The organism is Aureimonas sp. SK2 (genome assembly GCF_029813115.1).
Lineage (GTDB): Bacteria > Pseudomonadota > Alphaproteobacteria > Rhizobiales > Rhizobiaceae > Aureimonas.
In genome coordinates this window covers 22,329-44,223 of record NZ_JAPZDS010000011.1, presented here as the reverse complement: position 1 = coordinate 44,223, position 21,895 = coordinate 22,329, and the positions used below count along the sequence as shown (strand labels likewise).

Annotated in this window: 20 protein-coding genes and 1 riboswitch; of the genes, 9 read left to right on the top strand and 11 right to left on the bottom strand. The window is 68.5% G+C overall.

The features are described from left to right. Positions 1–3 precede the first annotated feature (3 nt). From ugpA to O5O54_RS14610, 8 genes are all read right to left on the bottom strand, one after another. Positions 4–888: a sn-glycerol-3-phosphate ABC transporter permease UgpA gene (gene ugpA / locus O5O54_RS14645; RefSeq protein ID WP_279482549.1), complete on the bottom strand. Its 885-nt coding sequence runs from the start codon at positions 886–888 to the stop codon at positions 4–6. A gap of 67 nt (positions 889–955) precedes the next feature. Continuing rightward, the gene (ugpB, locus tag O5O54_RS14640) at positions 956–2,263 is read right to left on the bottom strand and encodes a sn-glycerol-3-phosphate ABC transporter substrate-binding protein UgpB (RefSeq protein WP_279482548.1); all 1,308 of its coding nucleotides are present in this window, start codon (positions 2,261–2,263) and stop codon (positions 956–958) included. A gap of 158 nt (positions 2,264–2,421) precedes the next feature. Further along, positions 2,422–3,942, bottom strand: a complete 1,521-nt coding sequence (gene betC / locus O5O54_RS14635; protein ID WP_279482547.1) for a choline-sulfatase — start codon at positions 3,940–3,942, stop codon at positions 2,422–2,424. A gap of 79 nt (positions 3,943–4,021) precedes the next feature. Then, complete coding sequence (choX, locus tag O5O54_RS14630) at positions 4,022–4,963, bottom strand: choline ABC transporter substrate-binding protein (protein ID WP_279482546.1); 942 nt, start codon at positions 4,961–4,963, stop codon at positions 4,022–4,024. Positions 4,964–5,106: 143 nt separating this feature from the next. Further along, complete coding sequence (locus tag O5O54_RS14625) at positions 5,107–8,259, bottom strand: efflux RND transporter permease subunit (RefSeq protein ID WP_279482545.1); 3,153 nt, start codon at positions 8,257–8,259, stop codon at positions 5,107–5,109. Next, complete coding sequence (locus tag O5O54_RS14620) at positions 8,256–9,395, bottom strand: efflux RND transporter periplasmic adaptor subunit (RefSeq protein WP_279482544.1); 1,140 nt, start codon at positions 9,393–9,395, stop codon at positions 8,256–8,258. Before O5O54_RS14620 ends, O5O54_RS14625 begins: the two co-directional genes overlap by 4 nt. A gap of 104 nt (positions 9,396–9,499) precedes the next feature. Then, positions 9,500–10,240, bottom strand: coding sequence for a pseudouridine synthase (locus O5O54_RS14615; protein WP_279482543.1), 741 nt, complete (start codon positions 10,238–10,240; stop codon positions 9,500–9,502). Next, a complete protein-coding gene (locus O5O54_RS14610) occupies positions 10,237–11,154 on the bottom strand; it encodes a class I SAM-dependent methyltransferase (RefSeq protein WP_279482542.1) in 918 nt (305 codons plus the stop codon). Before O5O54_RS14610 ends, O5O54_RS14615 begins: the two co-directional genes overlap by 4 nt. A 281-nt stretch (positions 11,155–11,435) precedes the next feature. On the opposite strand from O5O54_RS14610, the gene O5O54_RS14605 reads away from it, so the two are divergent. The 7 genes from O5O54_RS14605 to O5O54_RS14575 all read left to right on the top strand — a co-directional run bounded on the left by O5O54_RS14605 (position 11,436) and on the right by O5O54_RS14575 (position 19,098). Further along, a complete protein-coding gene (locus O5O54_RS14605) occupies positions 11,436–13,508 on the top strand; it encodes a TonB-dependent siderophore receptor (protein ID WP_279482541.1) in 2,073 nt (690 codons plus the stop codon). Positions 13,509–13,605: 97 nt separating this feature from the next. Next, positions 13,606–14,031, top strand: coding sequence for a thiol-disulfide oxidoreductase DCC family protein (locus O5O54_RS14600; RefSeq protein WP_279482540.1), 426 nt, complete (start codon positions 13,606–13,608; stop codon positions 14,029–14,031). Between the two features lie 32 nt (positions 14,032–14,063). Then, a complete protein-coding gene (locus tag O5O54_RS14595) occupies positions 14,064–14,684 on the top strand; it encodes a DUF4166 domain-containing protein (protein WP_279482539.1) in 621 nt (206 codons plus the stop codon). Between the two features lie 152 nt (positions 14,685–14,836). Beyond that, positions 14,837–16,018, top strand: a complete 1,182-nt coding sequence (locus O5O54_RS14590) for an ABC transporter permease (RefSeq protein WP_279482538.1) — start codon at positions 14,837–14,839, stop codon at positions 16,016–16,018. Further along, positions 16,015–16,953 carry an ABC transporter ATP-binding protein gene (locus tag O5O54_RS14585; RefSeq protein WP_279482537.1) on the top strand — a complete coding sequence of 313 codons (939 nt, stop codon included), beginning with the start codon at positions 16,015–16,017 and terminating at the stop codon, positions 16,951–16,953. The genes O5O54_RS14590 and O5O54_RS14585 overlap by 4 nt, the downstream gene beginning before the upstream one ends. Then, the gene (locus O5O54_RS14580) at positions 16,950–17,687 is read left to right on the top strand and encodes an ABC transporter permease (RefSeq protein WP_279482536.1); all 738 of its coding nucleotides are present in this window, start codon (positions 16,950–16,952) and stop codon (positions 17,685–17,687) included. The genes O5O54_RS14585 and O5O54_RS14580 overlap by 4 nt, the downstream gene beginning before the upstream one ends. 28 nt (positions 17,688–17,715) lie before the next feature. After that, positions 17,716–19,098, top strand: coding sequence for a deoxyribodipyrimidine photo-lyase (locus O5O54_RS14575; protein ID WP_279482535.1), 1,383 nt, complete (start codon positions 17,716–17,718; stop codon positions 19,096–19,098). Positions 19,099–19,102: 4 nt separating this feature from the next. Here O5O54_RS14575 and O5O54_RS14570 read toward each other — a convergent pair whose 3' ends face one another. Beyond that, on the bottom strand, positions 19,103–19,795 hold the full coding sequence (locus tag O5O54_RS14570) for an SDR family NAD(P)-dependent oxidoreductase (protein ID WP_279482534.1): 693 nt from the start codon (positions 19,793–19,795) through the stop codon (positions 19,103–19,105). 89 nt (positions 19,796–19,884) lie between these two features. On the opposite strand from O5O54_RS14570, the gene O5O54_RS14565 reads away from it, so the two are divergent. Beyond that, positions 19,885–20,070: a DUF2256 domain-containing protein gene (locus O5O54_RS14565; protein ID WP_279482533.1), complete on the top strand. Its 186-nt coding sequence runs from the start codon at positions 19,885–19,887 to the stop codon at positions 20,068–20,070. On the opposite strand, the gene O5O54_RS14560 is transcribed toward O5O54_RS14565, so the two are convergent. Then, on the bottom strand, positions 20,045–20,449 hold the full coding sequence (locus O5O54_RS14560; RefSeq protein ID WP_279482532.1) for a diacylglycerol kinase: 405 nt from the start codon (positions 20,447–20,449) through the stop codon (positions 20,045–20,047). The two genes, O5O54_RS14565 and O5O54_RS14560, sit on opposite strands and share 26 nt — an antisense overlap. Before the next feature lie 124 nt (positions 20,450–20,573). After that, a riboswitch (SAM-I-IV-variant riboswitch) is annotated at positions 20,574–20,678 on the top strand. A gap of 45 nt (positions 20,679–20,723) precedes the next feature. Here O5O54_RS14560 and O5O54_RS14555 point away from each other — a divergent pair. After that, on the top strand, positions 20,724–21,053 hold the full coding sequence (locus O5O54_RS14555; RefSeq protein ID WP_279482531.1) for a hypothetical protein: 330 nt from the start codon (positions 20,724–20,726) through the stop codon (positions 21,051–21,053). On the opposite strand, the gene O5O54_RS14550 is transcribed toward O5O54_RS14555, so the two are convergent. Beyond that, positions 21,044–21,892 (bottom strand): DMT family transporter, encoded by an 849-nt coding sequence (locus tag O5O54_RS14550; RefSeq protein ID WP_279482666.1) that lies wholly within the window; start codon positions 21,890–21,892, stop codon positions 21,044–21,046. The two genes, O5O54_RS14555 and O5O54_RS14550, sit on opposite strands and share 10 nt — an antisense overlap. Positions 21,893–21,895: the final 3 nt, after the last annotated feature.

Genomic DNA, 21,895 nt, shown 5'->3' with positions numbered 1-21,895 from the left:
GCCTCACCCGTAGTGCACGCGCCGCTCGACGAAGCGGAACTGGAAGGCGGTAAGCGCCACGACGATCGCCATCAGGATCACCGACTGGGCAGCCGAGGCGCCGAGATTGAGGTTCACGAAGCCGTCCGTGTAGACCTTGTAGACCAGCGTTTCCGTCGCCTTGGCCGGGCCGCCGCCGGTCACCGAATCGATGATGCCGAACGTGTCGAAGAAGGCGTAGACGGTATTGACGACCAGAAGGAAGAAGGTCGTCGGCGCGATCAGCGGAAAGACGATCGTCCAGAAGCGCTTCGGCCCCCGCGCGCCGTCGATCGCCGCGGCCTCGATCAGCGAGCGCGGGATGGACTGGAGCGCGGCCACGAAGAACAGGAAGTTGTAGGAAATCTGCTTCCAGGCGGCGGCCACGATCACCAGGAGCATGGCCTGGTCGCCCTGCAACAGTGGGTCCCAGTTGTAGCCAGCCGCACGCAGCATGTAGGCGAAGGTGCCCATGGTCGGGTTGAACATGAAGAGCCAGAGCATGCCGGCGATCGCGGGTGCCACGGCATAGGGCCAGATCAGGAGCGTCCGGTAGAAGGCCTTGCCGCGCAGCACCTTCTCGGCCGAGGTCGCGAGCAGCAGCGCGAGGCCCATGGCGAGCACGGCGGTCGACAGGCTGAAGACGATCGTCGTCTGCAGGGCGTGGAGGTAGCCCGGATCGGTGAGAACCTGCCGGAAGTTGGCGAGGCCGACGAACTCGGTCTTCAGTCCGAACGCGTCCTCGCGCAGGACCGACTGGTAGAGCGCCTGCGCGCCCGGCCAGTAGAAGAACACGAGCGTGACGAGAACCTGCGGCGCGAGCAGCAGGTAGGGCAGGAACTTGTTGGGAAAGATGACGCGGGTCTGCAAGCGGACGCCCTGACACGAGTGGGAGCGCCCCGCCGGGAAACGGCGAGGCGCTGGAACGGGCGAAAGCTTACTGGCCGGCGGCCTGGGCGATGGCCGCGTTGCCGCGCTCCACGGCCTTGGTCAGCGCGGTCTTGGCGTCCTGGCTGCCGTTGAGCATGGCCTCGAACTCCTCGTTCATGATGTCGCGCACCTGCGGCAGGTTGGGCAGGCGCACGCCCTTGGAGTTCTCGGTCGGGGCCTTGCCCATCATCTGCTGGATCGGGATCTCGCGGGCCGGATTCTTCTCGTAGAAGCCGCTGGCCTTGGTCGCCTCGTAGGCGGCGAGCGTCACCGGGAGGTAGCCCGAGACCTGATGCAGGCGCGACTGGATATCGGTCTGCGAGAGGAAGTCGAAGAAGGCAGCGACGGCCTTGTACTCCTCGTCCGACTTGCCGCCGAAGACCCAGAGGCTGGCGCCGCCGGGGATGGTGTTCTGCGGCGCGCCGTTGCCGTTCGGGTCGTAGGGAAGCTGGCCCGTGCCGTAGTTCATGCCGGACTTCACGACGTCGCCGAGGCCGCCCGACGATTCGGTCATCATGGCGCATTCGCCCGACAGGAAGAGCTGCTTGGCCTCGGAGGTGCGGCCGCCGTAGCGGAAGGTACCGTCCTTGGCGAGGTCGGCGATCGCCTGGAAGTGCTCGACGAAGATCGGCGCGTCGATCTGGAGCTTGACGTCCAGGCTGGCGAGCCCGTTCTCGTTGGTGCCGTAGGGCACGTTGTTCCAGGCGGCGAAGTTCTCGGTCTGGATCCAGGTCAGCCAGGTCGAGGTGAAGCCGCAGGGCGCGGCGCCCGACGCCTTGATCTTCTTGGCGGCCTCGAAGACCTCGGGCCAGGTCTTGGGCGGGTTGTCGACGTCCAGGCCCGCCTTCTGGAAGGCGTCCTTGTTGTAGTACATGATCGGCGAGGACGAATTGTACGGGAAGCTGAGCATCGTCCCGTCGGGCTTCGAATAATAGGACACGATGCCCGGCAGGTACTTCGACTTGTCGAAGCTCTGGCCGCCCATCTCGATCACCTCGGCGACCGGCTTGATGGCGCCCTCGGCGCCCATCATCACGCCCGTGCCGGCATCGAAGATCTGGATGATGGCGGGCGCCTGCTTGGCCCGGAAGGCGGCGATGCCGGCGTTCAGCGTCTCGGGGTACGTGCCCTTGAAGACCGGGGTGATCTTGTAGTCGGACTGCTTCTCGTTGAATTCCTTGGCGAGCTGCTCGACGACATCGTTGTTGGCGCCGCTCATGGCGTGCCACCACTGGATCTCGGTCTGCGCCATGGCGGCGGTCGAAGCGAAAAGGGCGGCCACGAGGGTCGCAGCGGCGGTCGTCGTCTTGGTCATCGCAAAGGCTCCCAGCGCCGGGCCTTGATGGCCACGGTCCGTCGCCGCCCTCCTAGCGGCGCGAACCAACAGTCGCATGTCGAACTTACGTTGCTTTCATGACAGCGCAAAGCCATGAGAAGGCTTCACTTTTCGCTTTCCACATGCACGAGGTGCGCTTATTCGCCCCGCGGGAAGCGCTGAGAATCCTCCAGGACGTTGAGATCCATGTGGTTGCGCATGTAGCGCTCGGAGGCTTTCTGCAGCGGCTGGAAATCCCACGGGTAGTAGGCGCCGTTGCGCAGCGCCTCGTAGGTGACGTGCCGCCGCGCCTGGCTCTGGCGCACGTCCGCGTCGAAGGAACGCAGGTTCCAGAGCGCCTTCGCCTCCCTGTCGAAGCCGGCCAGCACCTCGGCATGGGCAGGATCGCCCGCGAGATCGCGAAGCTCCGAAGGATCCGCTTCGAGGTCGAAGAGCTGATCGGGATCGGCGGCGCAGCGAGTGAACTTCCAGCGTCCGCGCCGGATGGCGACCATCGGCGCGACCGACGCCTCGGCGGCGTATTCCATGGGGACGGAGCGCGCACGTTCGCCCCGCCGCGCGGTATCGAGGAGCGAGATGCCGTCGAGCCACTGCGCTCCGTCGGACAGGTCGATGCCGGCAAGCTCCGCCAGCGTCGGCAGGACGTCCAGGGTCGAGACGGGCTGCGTGTAGGGGCCGGGCGGCAGGGCGGGGGCCGAGACCATCAGCGGCACGCGGGCCGAGCCCTCGAAGAAGTTCATCTTGAACCAGAGGCCGCGCTCGCCCAGCATGTCGCCGTGGTCGGACACGAAGAGGATCACCGTGTCGTCCAGCATCCGCGTGCGCTCGAGGATGCCGAGCAGCTCGCCGACCTTCTCGTCGATATAGCTGATATTGGCGAAGTAGGCCTGGCGCGAGCGGGCGATCATGTCGTCCGTGATGCGGTAGGTGCCGTCCTCGCAGGCGATCATCAGGCGCTGGGAATGCGGGTCCTGGTCGGCGAACTCGATCCGCTCCACCGCCGGCAGCAAGGCGGGCGCGTCATTGTAGAGGTCGAAGAAGCGCCGCCGCGCGACATAGGGGTCGTGCGGATGGGTGAAGGACACGGTCAGGCAGAAGGACCGGTCGTCGTGGCCGCGCGACAGATCGTAGAGCTTGGCGCCGGCGTGATGGGCGACCTCGTCGTCGTATTCGAGCTGGTTGGTGATCTCGGCGACGCCCGCGCCCGTCACCGAGCCGAGATTGTGGTACCACCAGTCGATCCGCTCGCCGGGCTTGGTGTAGTCGGGCGTCCAGCCGAAGTCGGCGGGATAGACGTCCGTCGTCAGCCGCTCCTCGAAGCCGTGGAGCTGATCGGGACCGACGAAGTGCATCTTGCCCGAGAGGCAGGTGCGATAGCCTGCCCGGCGCAGGTAGTGGGCGAAGGTCGGGATGTCCGACGCGAACTCGGCGGCGTTGTCGTAGACGCGCGTCTTGGACGGCAACTGCCCGCTCATGAAGGAGGCGCGCGCCGGCGCGCAGAGCGGGCTCGCGGTATAGGAATTGACGAAGCGGGCCGAGCGCGCGGCCAGCGCCTTGAGATTGGGCGCATGGAGGAAACGGGCCGGCCCGTCGGGAAACAGCGTCCCGTTCAGCTGGTCCACCATGATGATCAGGAAGTTGGGCCGGCTCTGGTTCATGACGGGCTCGGGGTCTGTGAGATCGGATCCGTCGCGGCAATGACCGCGACGCCCCGCGCCCGTCAAGCATTATGCGCGATCAGCCCTCGACCGCGGCCTTGACGGCCGGCAATCCGGGCTGGCCGTCAAGCGTCGTCACGCCGGCGAGCCAAGCGTCGAGCACGCCGGGATTGGCCTTCAGCCAGTCCCGGGCCGCCTTGTCCGCCTCCGTTCCATCGGCAAGCGCCGCCATGATCTCGTTTTCCTGATCCACGGTGAAGCGAAGCTGCGTGAAGAACTTGGCAGCGTTCGGGCAATCGGTGGCGTAGCCTGTACGGGCGAGGGTGAAGACCTCGGCCGCGCCATAGTTCTTGCCGAAGAACTCGTCGGCGCCCGACAGGTAGGTCAGGCCCATATTGTTCATCGGATGGGGCTCCCAACCCAGAAATACGATCCAGTCCTTCGAGCGCGAAGCGCGCTGGACCTGGGAGAGCATGCCCTGCTCGCTCGAATCGACGAGCTTCCAGCCGCTCAGGTTGTAGGCCGGCGCGTCGATCATGGACTGGATGTTCTGGTTGGCCGGCGCGCCGGGCTCGATCCCGTAGATTTCCTTCTTGAACTTGTCGGCGTTGGCGGCGAGGTCCTTCACGTCCTTCACCCCGCCTTCGGCGACGTAGTTCGGCACCGCCAGCGTGAAGCGAATCCCTTCGAGATTCCGCGTCAGCACCTCGGCTGTCTTGTTGGCCTCGAGCTCGTCGCGGAACTTCTGCTGTGCCGGCATCCAGTTGCCGAGGAAGACGTCGATCTGCTTGTTGGCCAGCGCCTGGTAGCCGACGGGAACGCCGAGCGTCTCCACCGTCTGCTCGTAGCCGAGCCCATCGAGCACCACGCCGGCGAGGGCGTTGGTGGAAGTGATGTCGCTCCAGCCGGGATCGGACATGCGCACGGTCTTGCAGGCGGCGGGGTCGGCCGCCAGGGCCGAGCCGGCGAGGCCGAGACCGACCGAAAGGGTGGCGAGCGCGAGGGATGCGTTTCGGATCATGCGGGTCTCCTGCCTGTCCGCGCGCGGACATGGATGGGAGCATCGCTCCCGAGACGCTCATCTCACCGCCTGCGCGGCGCAAACACAAGACGCGTCCGTTGCGTCCACAGGCCTTTGCGCGGAACGTTTGCGCTCGCCGCGCCCTACTCGGCGGGCTGTGCGGCCTTTTCGGGATGGGCGGCGTCGGCCGAGCGCGGCAGCCATGGGCGCACGCGCCTGGCGAGCCCGTCGAGATAGGTCAGCGCCACGGGCACGAAGATCAGGGTCAGAACGGTGGAGGACAGGAGCCCGCCGATGACGGCATGGGCCATGGGCGCGCGCTGTTCGCCGCCTTCGCCGAGGCCCAGGGCCAGCGGCAGCATGCCGAAGATCATCGCGAGCGTCGTCATCACGATCGGACGCAGGCGCACCTGCCCGGCCTCGACCAGACTCTCCCGAAGCGAAAGCCCGCGTAGCCGCGCCTGGTTGGAATAGTCGACGAGGAGGATCGCGTTCTTCGTTACGAGGCCCATCAGCATGATGAAGCCGATGATGGAGAAGATGTTGAGCGTCGAGCCCGTCGCCAGGAGCCCGAGCAGCACGCCGATCAGCGAAAGCGGCAGCGAGGTCATGATCGCCAGCGGCTGGAGGAACGAGCCGAACTGCGAGGCGAGGATCAGGTATATGAAAATGACGGCGAGGCCCAGCGCCTGAACGGCGTAACCGAAGCTCTCGGCCATGTCCTCCGCCTCGCCGCCGAAGATCACCCGGTAGCCCGGCGGCAGGTCGAGCGTCGCGATCTCGCGCTGCAAGTCGGAAACGACCTCGCCGAGTGCCCGCCCCTCGACATTGGCCGAGATGCGCACTTCGCGCTGAAGGTCGCGCCGGTTGATCGAGGACGGCGCGACGCTGTCCACGACATCGGCCACCTGGTCGAGTGAAACGAGGACCGGTCGCCCGCTCGCATCCTGCCGGCTGGAGGCGACGCGCAGTTCGCGTAACTGCGCCGCCCGCTCGCGCCCGGTCTCGGGAAGTCGCACGAGGACGTCGTAGGTCTCGCCGTCCGGCGCGTTCCAGACCGAGATCGCGTCACCGGCGACGAGAGGGCGAAGCGTGTCGCCGATCGCCTGGAGGGACACGCCGAGGTCGCTCGCGGCCTCCTGCCGGATCCGCACGGCCAGGGTCGGCTGCTCGTCGTCCAGCGTCGATTCCACTTCGACCGCACCGGGAATGGCGCGCAGCCGCGTCATGATCTCGTCGGACAGGCGGTCGAGTTCCGCCTCGCCCTCGCCCAGCACCGACACCTGCAGGGGCTTGGCATCCGCTCCCCCGCCCCCGCCGCCCATCGAGGGCTGATTGACGGAGACCGTCAGTCCGGCGATGCGCGACAGGCGCTCGCGAAGAGGCTCGGCCAGATCCATCGTGGCGCGGCTGCGCTCGGTAATGGGGACGAGCGTCACCGCGATGCTGGCCGAGTTGAAGCCGCGCGCGGCCGCGGCGTTGACCGTCGAGTAGTAGGACGCGACCTCGGGCACCTCGGCGATCACGCGCTCGACCTGAGCCACCTTCATGGCGGTGTAGTCGAGCGAGGAGCCTTCGGGCGTCTCGATCGACACGGTGAACTCGCCGAGGTCGCCGGCCGGCACGAACTCCGCGCCGATCCGCGGCACGAGAGCCAGACTGGCGCCGAAGGTGAGAAGGATCACGCCCAGCGTGATCACACGATGGCGGAACGTCCAGCGGATCACCGACGCATAGCGCGCGGCGGTGCGCTCGAAGGCGCGATCGAAGCGCGCGACGAGGCGGCCGATCGGGCCGCGCCTGGCGTCCCTTTCCGCGGCCGGATCGTACCAGACGCTGGAGAGCATAGGGTCGAAGGTGAAGGAAACGAAGAGCGAGATCACGACGGCCACCGCCACCGTCACGCCGAACTCCAGGAAGAAGCGGCCGATGATGCCGCCCATGAAGGCCACCGGCAGGAAGACCGCGACGATCGAGAGCGTCGTCGCCAGGACCGCGAGGCCGATCTCGTTCGTGCCGTCGATCGCGGCCTGCCGGTGCGACTTGCCCATATGGAGGTGCCGCGTGATGTTCTCGCGAACCACGATCGCGTCGTCGATCAGGATGCCGATCGACAGCGAGAGCGCTAGGAGCGTCATCGTGTTGAGCGTGAAGCCGAGGAAATGGATCGCGGCGAAGGTGCCGATCACCGAGATCGGCAGCGTCGTGCCCACGATCACCGTGGACCGCCACGAGTTCAGGAACAGGAAGACGATCACAACGGTCAGGATCGCGCCTTCGATCAGCGTGCGCTGGACGTCCCGGACCTGCGCGGCGATGGAGCGCGAGTTGTCGCGTGAGACGGCGAGATCGATGCCCTGCGCGCCCAGCTCGCTCCGCAGCTGCTCGATTTCGCCCTGGAGCGCGCGAGCGACCGCGACCGTGTTGGCACCCTGGACCTTCACCACGTCGACGCCGAGCGCCGGCACGCCGCCGTAGCTCGCGCGGCTCGTCAGCTCGGCGCCGCCCTCGCGAACCGTGGCGACGTCCGCAAGCCGGATGGGCGCCCCCGCATCGGACGTGACGATGATGCGCTCGAAGCCGGCGACATCCGCGATGCGCCCTTCCACCGTCACGTTGCGTCCGGTGATGCCGGCGGTCAGCGTGCCGGCGGCGATGTCCTGGTTCTCGCGGCGGATCGCCTCCATCACGCCGGACGGCGCGACGCCGAAGGCCGCCATGCGATCGGGATCGAGCAGCACCTGAATCTGCCGCTCGGCGCCGCCGACGATCGTGGTCTGGCCGACCCCCGGCACGACGTTCAGCCGCCGCGTGATGACCTGATCGGCAATCGTCGTGAGCTCGGGCAGCGTCTTCGTGGCCGAGGACACCGCAAGGGAAAGGATCGGCTGGTCGTCGGGATTGAAGCGCGTGATCTGCGGCGTGTCGATGCCGTCGGCAAAGCCGGCCTCCAGGCGCGAGACCCGGTCGCGGACCTCCTGCGCGGCGGTGCGCGAATCCGTGTCGAGCGTGAACTCGACGATGACGAGCGAGCGCCCCTCGAAGCTCTGCGACGTCACGCGATCGACGCCGCCGATCGTGTTGACGGCCTGCTCCACCGGGCGAGTGATCTCCGACTCCACCGTTTCGGGCGATGCGCCGGAATAGGTCGTCGCCACCACCACCACGGGCAGGTCGACATCCGGAAACTGGTCGAGGCCGAGCCGGCTGTAGGAGAACAGGCCGATCACCAGGATCGCCACCATCATCATGGTGGCGAAGACCGGATGGGCGACGCTGATACGGGTGAGGATCATGCCGGGCCGGCGCCCTCGATCGTCACCGCCGTCTCGGCCTGGAGATCGGGCAAGGGCGCGACGACCACCGTCTCGCCCGGCGCAAGGCCGGCGCTGACGACGACCAGCCCCTCGCGCGGCAGGCTGGCGCCCGTCTCGACGGCCCGCCGCTCCAGCCTGCCGTCCTTCGCGGCCAGCACGAAGCTGCCCGCATTGTCGCGACGAATGGCGGCGACGGGAAGCGCGACGACCTGTTCCATCGATTCCACGGCGATCTCGCCGACGGCGAACATGCCGCCCCGGATCGCGCCGTCGGGATTGGGAAGGGTCACGAAGACGCTGATGGCACGCGACCCCGCCCCGGCCTCGGGCGCGATCCGCGACACCCGCCCCTCGAAGAGGCGGTCGCCGGCCCCCTCGAACCTGAGGCGAGCGACCTGTCCGGCGGCGATTTCGCCGATGCGGCTCGTCGGCACGCTGGCCTCCACCTCGACCGACGAGAGGTCGACGAGCTGCAGAAGCTCGGCGTTCATCGCGACGGTCTGGCCGGGCTCCACCGCGCGGGTCGCGACGATGCCGTCGAAGGGCGCGGTCACCACCGCGTCCTCGAGGGCCTTGCGGGCGTCGCCGACCTCGGCCTCCAGCGCGCGGGCCTGGGCCTGGAGATTGAGAAGCTGCGACTGAGCGGCGAGAAGATCGGCCTCGGACGCGATGCCGCGATTGCCGAGCTGCTCGCGCCGCTCCAAGGTCCATTCCGCCAGCCGGATCTCGGAGCGCCGCGCCTCCAGCGTCGCCTCGCGCGCCGACAGGGCGGAGCGCAGGAGGGTCTCGTCGAAACGCGCGAGCACGTCGCCGGCCGTCACCTTCTGGCCCACCTCGACGCCGACCTCGGACAGGCGGCCCGACACCTCGGCCGTCACCACGGCGCGCCTGATCGGGCGCGCCGGCCCGGACACGGCGACGGTACGCGCGAAATCGCGCGCCGTCAGCGTCTCGACCTCGAAGGCGGCGAGTTCCACCGGGCCGGGCTCGCGGGCGGCCGGGGTCATCACGGCCGCGTCCGATCGCTCGGCAACCCGGTCGAACGCGAGATAGGCGCCTGCCCCGAGGCCGAGCACGAGTAGGCCCGTCAGTATCCTGCGAAGCCTCGCGGCCATGTGTCCAGATCCAGATGCGATTCGAGCGTTTGCCCACCCAAAGCGCGAAAGGGTGGCTTCAGCGTGACATTGGGATGCCGCAGGGCCTCGTCAACCGCGGCGTGTCAAGCGGCCGCGAAGATGGCGGCGAGATCGGCTTCGCCGAGGCGGCGAATCTGGCCGGGCGCGAGGTCCGCCGGCATCGCGAGGCACCCGATCGCCTCGCGATGCAGCGCCTCGACATGGTTGCCCGCCGCCGCGAACATACGGCGTACCTGATGGTAGCGCCCCTCGTGCACCTCGAGCAGGGCCTCCTGCGGGCCGACCACGGTGAGTTCGGCGGGCTTCAGCGGCTTGTCCTCGCCGTCCAGCATCAGCGTGCCCGAGGCGAACAGCTCGCCTTCGGTGCCCGTCATCGGTCGGGCGAGACGGGCTCGATAGATCTTCGGCACATGCCGGTTCGGCGAGATGATGCGGTGGAGCAGCGCCCCGTCGTCCGTCATCAGGAGGAGTCCGGACGTTTCCTTGTCGAGCCGCCCGACCGTCGAGATCGCCGGATCGCGCCGACGCCAGCGCGCGGGCAGGAGCTCGTAGACGAGCGGCCCCGCCTCCTTGTGCGAACAGGTGACCCCGAGCGGCTTGTGGACCATGAGGGCGAAGCCCGGCAGCGGATCGAGCGGCTCCCCGTCCACCACAAGGCGCGTTTCGAGGTCGGCGGTCAGGGCGATGCGCTCGTCGGCACGCGCGACGGGCGCCCCGTCCAGCCGGATGCGCCCGTTCTTCGCCAACAGCTGGATCTCGCGGCGCGAGGCGTAGCCCATATTGGCGAGGAGCTTGTCGAGGCGGGAGGTCGGCACCTTGGTCATTTGCGCGCTTCGATGATCTTGTAACCGGCCTCGTCGGCCAGAACGGTCATGCTGCGGAAGGCGGCGCGCAGGGTCTCCTCATAGGGCATGTGGCGGTTGGCCACCAGAACCAGCGTTCCCGAGCGGCGCAGCATGCGCGAGGCGGCCGCGATAAAGGACTGGCCGAGCGCGCGGTCCTCGATGCCTTCGGCGTGGAAGGGCGGGTTGGATACGACGAAGTCGAGGTCGGCGAGTGCGACCGAACGCGCGTCCGCCCAGAGGAAGCGGGCGCGCGGATCGGCGAGGTTGGCCTTCGACGCGTTCACCGCGCGCCGGTCGAGCTCCACCAGCGTCAGCTCGGACACGGCGGCGGATGCCAGAACGGCTCTCGCCAGAATGCCGAGCCCGGCGCCCAGGTCGGCGCCCCGGCCGCTGAAGGACGGCAGATGGCGCAGGAGAAGCGCCGTGCCGGGATCGACCCGGTTCCAGGAGAAGACGCCGGGCTGCGAATGGAGGCCCATGTCGTCCACGACGACGGGAGCCCCTTCCGCGATGGCCTTGGCCACTCCCGACACGGTTTCGGGCCGCGTCGCGGTGCAGATCCGCTGGCGGGCTTTCGAGCGCTCGGCCACCGTGCAACCGAAGGCTTCGAGTTCCCCACGCAGGCGCTGCCCCCCCTTGTCCTTGGGCGCGAGCGCTGCAAGCGTGCCGCCGGGGGCGAGCGCGCGCAAGGCATGCGCCAGCACGAAGCGGCGCTCGACCGAGCCGGGCGGTGCTGCGACGACGATCGCCTCAAGGGACTTCCCGGGCAGGTCCTCCAGCGCCGCCGCGCCGGGGCGAAGCGGCGACACCTGGACGGCATCGTCCGGCACGTCGACGAGATCGGAGGGCGGCGCACCGTAGATGGCGGTTCTGGGAGAAGGGATGTCGCTCACGCGGCTCCCTTAGCAGCTTTGGGCTTACCGCCGAAAGCGGGAACGGCACTTGCATGACACGGCCCCAGACGGGCACTCGCCTCATCCTCAGCCACGCCGACAGTTCGCCGTCGCCATTACTTGACTATCGTAGTCAGCTTTGAAAGGACGTGCCTCGAAATCGCCACAGATCGAAAGCGGCCCACATGCGAACCCCATCCCGAACCCTTCGCGCCGTTCGATGCGCCGCCCTTCTCGGCTGCAGTCTGCCGGCGCTAGCATTTCCTGCGGCGGCGCAGGACGTGGTTCTCGATACGGTCGTGGTGGACGGCGCGGGCTCGGGCTCCGGAGGCGCGGCGACAGGTGTCGGGATCGGCGGCGGGTTGAAGACGGACGGCTATGTCAGACGCGAGGCTCGCGTCGGCACCAAGACCGATACCGACCTGCGCAAGGTGCCTCAGGCCGTCTCCGTCGTCTCGCGGCAGGAACTCGACGACCGCAACGTCCAGACGCTGGTCGAAGCGGCGCGCTACTCGGCTGGCGTGCGGGCCGGCACGTTCGGCTTCGATCCGGCCTTCGACACGTTGTATGTGCGCGGCTTCAACGTCGCCAATACGGGCTACTACCGCGATGGCCTGCGCTCGCTCGGCGGCTCCTTCGCCTTCTTCCGCAACGAGCCCTACGGGCTGGAGGGCGTTTCGATCCTGAAAGGGCCGAGCTCGGTCCTCTACGGCGCGTCCGCGCCCGGCGGCATCGTCAACCTCGTCACCAAGCGCCCGACCGACGCGCCCTTCCGCGAGGTCGTCGGCCAGATCGGCACCGACAACCACTATCAGGCGAATTTCGACGCCTCCGGCCCGCTCGGCGGCAACGGGAACGTCCTCTACCGCCTCACCGGCATCAAGCGCTCGGCCGACACCGAGTTCGTCGCCGCGCGCGACGACCGCACCTATATCGCCCCCGCCTTCACCCTGCGCTCGGACGACCGCGACACCCAGTTCACGTTCCTGAGCGAATACACCGACACCAAGTCCGGCGGCGGGCGCGGCTTCTACACGACGCCGGACGCCCGCATTACCGGCATCGAGCAGGGGGACCCCGCCTTCCGCGACCTCGACCAGACGCAGGGACGCGTCGGCTACGAGTTCGAGCACCGCTTCAACGAAAATCTCGCGGTGCGCCAGAACCTGCGCTACCAGTCGATCCGTACGGACATGCGCTTCACCTCGGTGCTCGGGATCAACCCCGGCGGGCTCTCGGCCTTCCGCAGCGCGGGCGAGATCCTGGACGATGCCGACGGTCTAGCGGTGGACAACCAGATCCAGGGCAACTTTCAGACCGGAGCCGTCGCCCACACGCTGCTCGGCGGCCTCGACTACACCTATTTCGACGGCCAATACCGCTACGGCGGCGCTTCGGCGCCCGACCTAAACCTCGTCACGCGCAATTACGGCGCGCAGCCGATCGCCGGCCCGACGTCCCACAACCTCGTCAACACGACGACCCATCAGAGCCAGATCGGACTCTACCTTCAGGACCAGGCCGAATACGAACGCCTCGTCCTGACCATCGGCGGCCGGTACGACTGGCTGGACACCGACACGTTCAACAACAACGACCCGTCCGCCACGGTGCGCGCCGAAGACCGCAACTTTTCCGGCCGCGTCGGGCTGTCCTATCTCTTCGACAACGGCGTCACCCCTTACGCCAACGTCTCGACCTCCTTCGCGCCGACCGTCGGCACCGCCTTCGACGGGTCGCCCTTCGATCCGACGCGGGGCGAGCAGGTCGAGGTCGGCGTCAAATACGCGCCGGACTGGATCGGCCTGACGGTGGACGCAGCGCTCTTCCGCATCGAGCAGGACAACCTCCTCGTCACCGACCCGGTCAACACCGCCGGCTTCTTCCAGATCCAGACCGGCGCGGTCCGCTCGCAGGGCTTCGAGTTGCAGGCCAATGCCGCCCTTGCCGAAGGCCTGAGCCTTGTCGCCGCCTATTCCTACACCGACATTTCCTTCACCGAGGGCGACAATGTCGGAAACCAGGTGGCGGGCATTCCCGAGCACCAGTTCTCGCTCTGGGGCAACTACGAGGTGCAGTCCGGCGCGGCCGAGGGTTTGGGGCTCGGGATCGGAAGCCGCTTTCTCGGCGCCAACCCAGCCAACGACGCCAACACGCGGGAGAACGATTCGCGCATCCTGGTCGACGCGGCCGTCAGCTACGACTTCGGCGCGGCGAACCCCAGGCTCGAAGGCATCCGCGCGCAGGTCAACGCGAACAACCTCTTCGACAACCGCGCCTCGCTCTGCAACAACGGCTACTGCTATCGCGAGCAGGGCCGCGACGTGATCGGCTCGCTGCGCTTCCGCTTCTGATCGATCGGTCGGACACCGAGCGTCTTGGTGACCGGCGGCATTTCCATTAGCCTGGATGCGCCGCGGGCCGCCCCGCCGCCGAGCAAAGGCTGCCCTCATGGTCCTCCCCTCCAACGCATCCTCGCCCACGGGTGGACCCATCATTCTCTTCGATGCGGAATGCGTCCTCTGCTCGGCCAATGCCCGCTTCGTGCTCGATCACGACAGGACCGGACATTTCCGCCTGGCGTCCATGCAGGGCGAGGTCGGGCAGGCTCTCTATCGGCAGCATGGCATGGATCCCAACGATCCTTCGACCATGATCATCGTCGAGGGGGAGCGCCTGCGTCGGGACAGCGATGCCGTGCTGAGCATCTACGAAGCCATCGGCTTTCCCTGGCGGCTGATGACGCTGTTTCGTCTGGTGCCGAGACCCTTGCGGGACACAGTGTACCGATGGGTCGCCCGCAATCGGTACCGCCTGTTCGGAAAGCGGGACACGTGCTGGATCCCGGCGCCGGAGCATAGAAGCCGCGTTCTTTGAGCACGACCGGGACCTCCCCCTACCGACAGGTCATGGGATCTGCCTTGGGTTCCTTGCCGCCGCAGGTTCAGGCCTTTCATGAGGGTGTCGGCGTTCGCCGTTGGGCGGGCGTCTGCGATGTCCGGCGCGGTGGAGGAGCGCCGGCACGCATGCTTGCGACCCTCTTCGGCTTCCCGCGTGCCGGCCTTCGGGTGCCGATATGCGTCACCGTCACTCCCCATCGTCACGGGGAGATGTGGACACGAAACTTCGGCGGTCAGGTTCTCCGCTCCTTTCAGTGGGCGGGCGATCGGGGATCGAGTCCTCTGCTCTTCGAACGGTTCGGGCCGGTTCGGGTCGGTTCACGGTTGATACCGGACGGCGAGCGACTGAGGATCCTGCCCCAAAAGGGGAGCATCTTCGGCTTACCCATTCCAAGAGCGCTCCTGCCATCGGGCGAAGCTTTCGAGGCCGAACGCGAAGGATGCTTTTCTTTCGACGTGTCGATCAACCTTCCCCTGATCGGCTTGCTCGTCGCATACACAGGCGCGCTCACGCCCTGGGACGACGGTCACGAAAGCGGTCGAGAAGCAGTCGATTTCCCTTCGGAGGCCCGCGCCATGCGGTCGCAAGACGCGGGCAGGGTCCTGACGAATCGTCTGCCTGCCCCATAATCTCCGAGTGACGCGGCGGATCGCGTGACGAACATGGCGTGTCCGCATGTCGGACGGTGCGACGCGTATCGGAGAGTTGAGCCATGGCCGTCCTTTTTCTCCGAGCGCCGGTCGGCGGGACCGGAGAGCCGGACGCCCCGGCGGAGCCGGACGTGGGCGACAGACGCTTCGCCTGGGCGTCGGTGGACAAGGTCGGCGTTCCCGCCGCGCTCCTCCTCCTCTTCGCGCTCCTGGCCCTGCCTTTTGCCACGGCCAAGGCCAATCGCATCGTTCCCGGCGAGGCGCACGGGTTGCTGGCCGCCCTGCCCTCCACGGCGGGGCCGGCGCTTCTCTTCCTGCTCCTCGCATTGGCCGTCGCCGGCGCCCTGCGCCTTCCCGCGGTGCTTCGGCTCGGCGGGGCGCTGGTTGGGCTGGCGGGGCTGCTTGTGGCGATCGGCTTCGCCTCCGCGTTCCTGGCCGCTCCCGGCAATCCCTATGCCCGGGTCTCCCCGGCCTCCGGCTTCTGGACGGCGCTCGCCGCCTTCGCGCTTCTGGCGACGGACGCGCTGACGCGCCTGCGCCCGAGCCCGGCCCTGCGACTCGTTCTCCTCGGTTTCGTTCTGGCCGGGGTGCTCGCACTTCTCGGGTCAGGCTTCTTCGAAGGACTGTCGGTGATGCGCGAATATGCCGTCCGGCGGGAGAGCTTCGCGCAAGAGGCCTTGCGTCATCTCGCGCTCGCCTTCGGATCCATGGCGATCGCGGTTGGGCTCGGAATTCCCTTCGCGCTCGTCGCCTGGCGGGTGAAGCCTCTCCGCGCTCCGGCCCTTGCCGTCCTCAACGTCGTGCAGACCGTGCCGTCGATTGCGCTGTTCGGCCTCCTGATCGCGCCGCTCGGCTGGATCGCGCTCCATGTTCCCGGCGCTTCCGCGCTCGGCGTGCGCGGCATCGGGGCGGCGCCGGCCCTCGTCGCGCTGGTGCTCTATTCGCTGCTGCCGGTGGTCGCCAACACCCTGGCGGGCCTCGCCGCCGTGCCGGAGGCCGCACGCGACGCGGCGACCGGCATCGGCATGACGCGGCGCCAGCGCCTGGTCGGCGTCGAACTGCCGCTGGCGCTGCCGGTGATCCTCGCCGGCATCCGCATCGTGCTCGTGCAGAATATCGGCCTCGCGACGGTGGCCGCGCTGATCGGCGGCGGGGGGTTCGGGGTGTTCGTGTTCCAGGGGCTCGGGCAGAACGCCACCGACCTCGTGCTTCTCGGCGCGCTGCCGACCGTCGCCCTCGCCTTCGCCTCGGCCACCGTCCTCGACGCCGCCATCGACTTCGCCACCATCACCCGAAAGGGAGACGCCCCGTGATCGAGATCCGCAACGTCACCAAGCGCTACGACGAGACGGCCGTGGTGGACGACGTCTCGCTTACCGTCGAGCCGCGCACGGTGATGGCGATCGTCGGGACCAGCGGTTCGGGCAAGACCACCCTGATGCGGATGATCAACCGGATGATCGAGCCGACGTCCGGCACGATCCGCATCGACGGGACCGACATCCGCTCCGTACCCGGCCCCCTCCTGCGACGGCGCATCGGCTACGTCATCCAGAACCACGGCCTGTTTCCGCACCGGACGGTCGCGCAGAACATCGCCACCGTGCCGCGCCTCCTCGGCTGGAGCGAGAACGACGTCGCGGCTCGGGTCGACGAACTCCTCGATCTCTTCCAGATGCCCGCCGCCGACTTCGCGGACCGCTTGCCGCATGAATTGTCGGGCGGCCAGCAGCAGCGCGTCGGCGTCGCCCGCGCACTGGCCGCCCGGCCCAACATCCTCCTGATGGACGAGCCCTTCGGCGCGCTCGACCCGATCATCCGCGCCAAGGCGCAGAGTGATTTGGAAGCGCTCCAGAAGGCGACGGAGACGACGATCGTCCTCGTCACCCACGACATGGAGGAGGCGATCCGCCTCGGCCATCGCATCGCCGTGATGCGCAACGGGCGCGTCGTGCAATGCGCGACGCCGTCCGAGATCCTGGCGCGGCCCGCCGACGGGTTCGTGGAGGAGATGGTCGGCAGCGGCGACCGGGCCTTGCGGCTCCTGGCGGTGGAGGCGATAGACGCGCTCCTCGAGCCTGGCGAGGCAGGCGGGGCACCGCTGGCTCGCGGCCTCAACCGCCGCGATGCGCTGGCCGAGCTCCTCTGGTCGGGCCGCGAGGCGGCGCCCGTCCTCGACGAACTCGGGCTGCCCGCCGGCATCATCCGGCGCGATGCGCTGATCCAGAGCGCGGCCCGCCCCGCGTGAAGCTCGCCGCCCCCCTCGCCCGCGTCCTGGCCCTGGCGCTGCTGGCGGCAGCTCTCCTCGCGCCGGACGCCTTCGCGCCGCTCCTTCGGCCGCTGACGAGCAACGGCGCGGCACCGATCTACACTCAGACCAGCCTTCTCTCGCTCACCTTGAGCCATCTCGAACTCGTCGCCGCGGCCATTTCGGCCGCCTTCGTGGTCGCGACGAGCCTTGCCGTCCTCGTCACCCGGCGGTTCGGGGCCGACTTCCTTCCCCTGTCGCGCAGCATCGTCAATGTCGGGCAGACCTTCCCGCCCGTCGCCGTGCTGGCGCTCGCCGTGCCCGCCGTCGGCTTCGGCCTCGCCCCGACGCTGATCGCCCTCTTCCTCTACGGCCTCCTGCCGATCTTCGAGAACGCCGTCGCGGGCCTGAGAGCGGCGGGGCCGCCGGTGATCGAGGCGGCGCGCGGCGTCGGACTGACACCCCGGCAGCGGCTCTTGCGGGTGGAATTGCCGCTCGCCCTGCCGCTGATCGTTTCCGGCCTGCGCCTGTCCGTCGTGGTCGGCCTCGGAACGGCGACCATCGGCTCGACGGTCGGCGCGCCGACGCTCGGCGAGGTGATCATCGCGGGGCTTCTGTCGGGCAATCTCGCTTTCGTGGTGCAGGGCGCGGTGATCGTCGGGCTTCTCGCCGTCCTCTCGTTCGACGCCCTCACCCTCCTCGAACGCCGCCTCGCCGTGCCGCGTCGCGGCTGAGCCCCTCCCCCGTCGAAGGACCCGTGGCATGACGATCCAGCCGCAACGCATCCGCATGCTGAAGGACGGCGAGCCGAGGGAGGGCAGCGCCTATGTCCTCTACTGGATGCAGGCGGCCAAGCGCGTTCACGGCAACCATGCGTTGGAATACGCGATCGACCGGGCCAACGAGCTCGACCTGCCGCTCGCCTGCGTCTTCGGCATGACCGACGCCTTTCCCGACGGCAATGCGCGGCATTACCACTTCATGGTCGAGGGTCTGGCGGAGGTCGAGCGGGACCTCGCCCGGCGCCATGTAACGTTCCATGGGGCGCTCGGAAGCCCGGACGAGGTGGCGCTCGGCCTGTCGAAGAAGGCGGCATTGGTCGTCACCGACCGCGGGTATCTGCGCATCGAGAAGGAATGGCGCCAAAAGCTCGCGAAGGCCATCGATTGCCCGCTGCACCAGATCGAGACGGAGGTCGTGGTTCCCGTCGAGACCGCCTCTCCCAAGCACGAGTACGCCGCGCGCACGCTCCGCCCGAAGATCCACAAGCTCTGGGACGAGTTCCTCGTGCCGCTGTCGGAGCGCCGGGTGAAGCGCAAGGAGCCGGCGGACGTTCCGAAGTCCAAGCTCGACCTGTCCGATCCCGCCAAGCTCGTCGCGTCCATGAAGCTCGATCACGGGATCGGCGCGGTGAAGCGCTTTCGCGGCGGACAGGGCGAGGCGCGCAAGCGGCTGAAGGCCTTTCTCGGCAAATCCTTCGCGACCTACGGCACCGACCGAAACCGGCCGGAGGCGTCGGCCGCCTCACACATGAGCCCCTATCTCCATTTCGGGCAGATCGGCCCGCTGGAGATCGCGCTGGCCGTGCGCGAGGCGACGACGGGCGGCGACGAGGACAAGGCCTCCTATCTCGAAGAGCTGATCGTGCGCCGGGAGCTTGCGACCAACCACGTCTTCTACGAGGAACGCTACGACGACTACGCCTGCCTGCCCGACTGGTGCCGCAAGACGCTCGGCGAGCACGCGAAGGACAAGCGCGAGCACGTCTACACGGAGCGGCAGCTCGCCGCCGGGGAGACGCACGACGAGTACTGGAACGCGTCGATGCGCGAGATGCGCGAGACCGGCTTCATGCACAACCAGCTCCGCATGTACTGGGGCAAGAAGATCGTGGAATGGTCGCCCTCTCCCGAGGAGGCCTTCCGCACGGCTCTGCGGCTCAACAACCGCTATTTCCTCGACGGGCGCGACGCCAATTCCTTCACCAACGTCGCCTGGCTCTTCGGCCTGCACGACCGGCCCTGGGGCTCGCGTCCGATCTTCGGCAGCATCCGCTATCTCGGCCCCGCGACGCTGAAGAAGTTCGATGCCGACGCCTATGTCGCGACGGTCGACAAGCTCGCCAAGGCCGAGGCGGGCAAGTGAGGCCTTACCACTCGATCGGCTTTCCGTCATAGGCAACGAAACAGCCGCTGCGCTCCGCCGGCAGGCCGTCGAGAACCGACAGGAGCCCTGCGGCGGAGGCCTGCGGCGTCAGCCGCTCGCGGCTGCCGGCGAAAGGGTCGGACAGGCGGGTCTCGACCGTGCCGGGATGAAGCGCGGCGAGCACCGCCTCCGGTCTCGTGCGCGCGACCTCGACGGCGGCCGTGCGCACGATCTGATTGAGCGCCGCTTTGGCCGCGCGGTAGGAGATCCATCCCCCTAAGCGGTTGTCGCCGATCGAGCCGACGCGGGCGCCGAGCGTGCCGAAGAGGGAGCGACGGTCGCGCGGCAGGAGCCCCGCGAAATGCTTGAGGATCAGCGCCGGGCCGATGGCGTTGACCGCGAACTGGCGTGCCATGGCAGCGGGATCGATCGCCCGCAGGGACTTTTCCGGACCCGTTCCGTCGATCGTGAGAGCACCCGTCGCATCGAACAGGAGATCGAAGGTCTGGCCGCCGAGCCGCTCCGCGGCGGCGGCGATCGAGGCCTCGTCCTCGAGGTCGAACCCGTCCCGCCGCGACAGGCCGGTGAGGCTCCCGCAGCGCGGATCGCTCTGCAGCGCCTCCACGATCGCCCGGCCGATGCCGCCGGTCGCCCCGAAGACCAGGGCGCGGTAGCCTTCGCTGAGCGATGGAAGCATGGGGATTCTCCGCCTCGTGCCGATGCGGTCGCCGGAACCGATCGCCCGACGCTTCGGTTCCGTTGGCCCGATCGGCGCAAGGACGAGACATGCCCAAGATGCGGCGCAAGGCCGACCTGCCGCAGAAAGCCTGCCTCCAGTGCGGCCGGCCCATGGTCTGGCGCAAGGCCTGGGCGAAGACGTGGGACGACGTTCTCTACTGCTCCGACCGCTGCCGCGCCGAGGCCAAGCGCCTGCGCGCCGAAGCCATCAGAGAAACGACGCCGAATCCTTGAACAGCACGGCCGCGCAGAAGGCGGTGTTGGCCACCAGCAGACAGAAGACGGCGAAGGAGCCGAGGTCCTTCGCATGCTTGGCGAAGGACGAGAACTCCGGCGACACGCGATCGACGATCAGCTCGATCGCGGTGTTGACGGCTTCGATGGCGCCGAGGATCGCCAGCAGCACGAGCTGCACCAGGAAGGCCGCGGCCGAAGCGCCGTGCAACGCGAGAACGACGAGGAGCACGATGCCGAACAGGATCTCGTGCCGGAAGGCGGGCTCCCGCAGGAGCCGCTTTCCGCCGTTGATCGAGTAGCCGGCGGCCGCCACCAGATGCCCGAACCCGCGCAGCTTGGGCGGAGGCAGGCCGGTGGACGGGACTTGCTCGGTCATCGGCGGGCCTTCCGGAGCGGCGGATCAATCGGCGTCTAGCGCCGCTCGATAGGCGAAGCCGGTGACCGCAGCAAGGCGGCGAAGCGCCGCCCGTTGTGCTCCACGCGACAAAGTGATAGGCGACACGCAGCATCAAGAGTTGGACCGATGTCCAACGCCAACCTGCCGTCCGGGCAAGGTGGCGCTCCGCAAGGGGGATGTGGCCGCACCGGCAACCAAACGGAGCCCCGCCACATCCTGCGCATCGGCCCCGAGACCATCGGCGGAGACGCGCATGCCTTGTCCGGAATCTTCCCCTCACCCGCTCGCCGCCGCCGGCATCGAGCGCCGCTTCCTCGGCCTCTCGCGCCATGCCGGCACGGGCTACGCCAAGCGGCCGGGCGAGGTCTGGCTCGTGTTCCACGGCGACTGGACGGGCATCCATCGGCTCGATCCGCGCGACCGGCGCACCGTGCATCTGGAACGCGCCCTCGACGGTGACCGGCGCGACGAAGCGCTGCGCTGGGCGATGGAAACCTATGCGATCGAGCCGACGCGCAGCCCCTCGCGGGTGCTCGCGGCCGCCAACCGCGACGAACGGTTGAGAACCGCGGCTCAGGCGTAGCGCCGCGCGCCGGCAACGCAGGCGACGACGCCGAGGGTGACGACGATCATTGCCGGCGCGACGGGCTCGCCGAGCAGGAGGCCGGCGAGACCGAGACCGAGGAACGGCTGGAGAAGCTGGAGCTGGCCGACGCCGGCGATGCCGCCGAGCGCGAGACCCCGGTACCAGAACACGAAGCCGACCAGCATCGAGAAGACCGAGACATAGGCGAGGCCCATCCAGGCCGGCGCACCGACGGCGCTCCAGTCCGAAGGGAGCGTCAGGACGGCGACGAGAGCCATGGCCGGCAGGGCGAGCACCAGTGCGTGGGAGATGACCTGCCAGCCGCCGAGGCGGCGCGACAGGCGCGCGCCTTCGGCATAGCCGAGCCCGCAGACGAGGACCGCCGCCACCATCAGGAGATCGCCCTCGAGCGAAGCCGCTCCGCCTTGCGCCAAGGCGAAGCCGGACACCAGGAGGGCTCCGAGGCCCGAGAAGAGCCAGAACGCCGGCTTCGGCCGCTCTCCCGCTCGCAAAACGCCGAACAGGGCCGTCGCGAGCGGAAGGAGCCCGATGAACACGATGGAATGGGCGGCCGTCACATGCCGCAACGCCAGCGCCGTCAGGAGGGGAAAGCCGACCACCACGCCAAGTGCCACGACGCCGAGGGCCGGGACGTCCTCCCGCCGGAGCCGCCCCTCCCCTGCAAGGCGCAGAAGGATAAGGGCAAGGCCGGCCGCGATCACCGCGCGTGCGGAGGTGAGAAAGACGGGCGGGAAGCCTTCCACCGCCACGCGCGTCGCCGGCAGCGACCCGCTGAAGATCGCCACTCCGGCAAGCCCGCTGCCCCACCCCCGCATCGA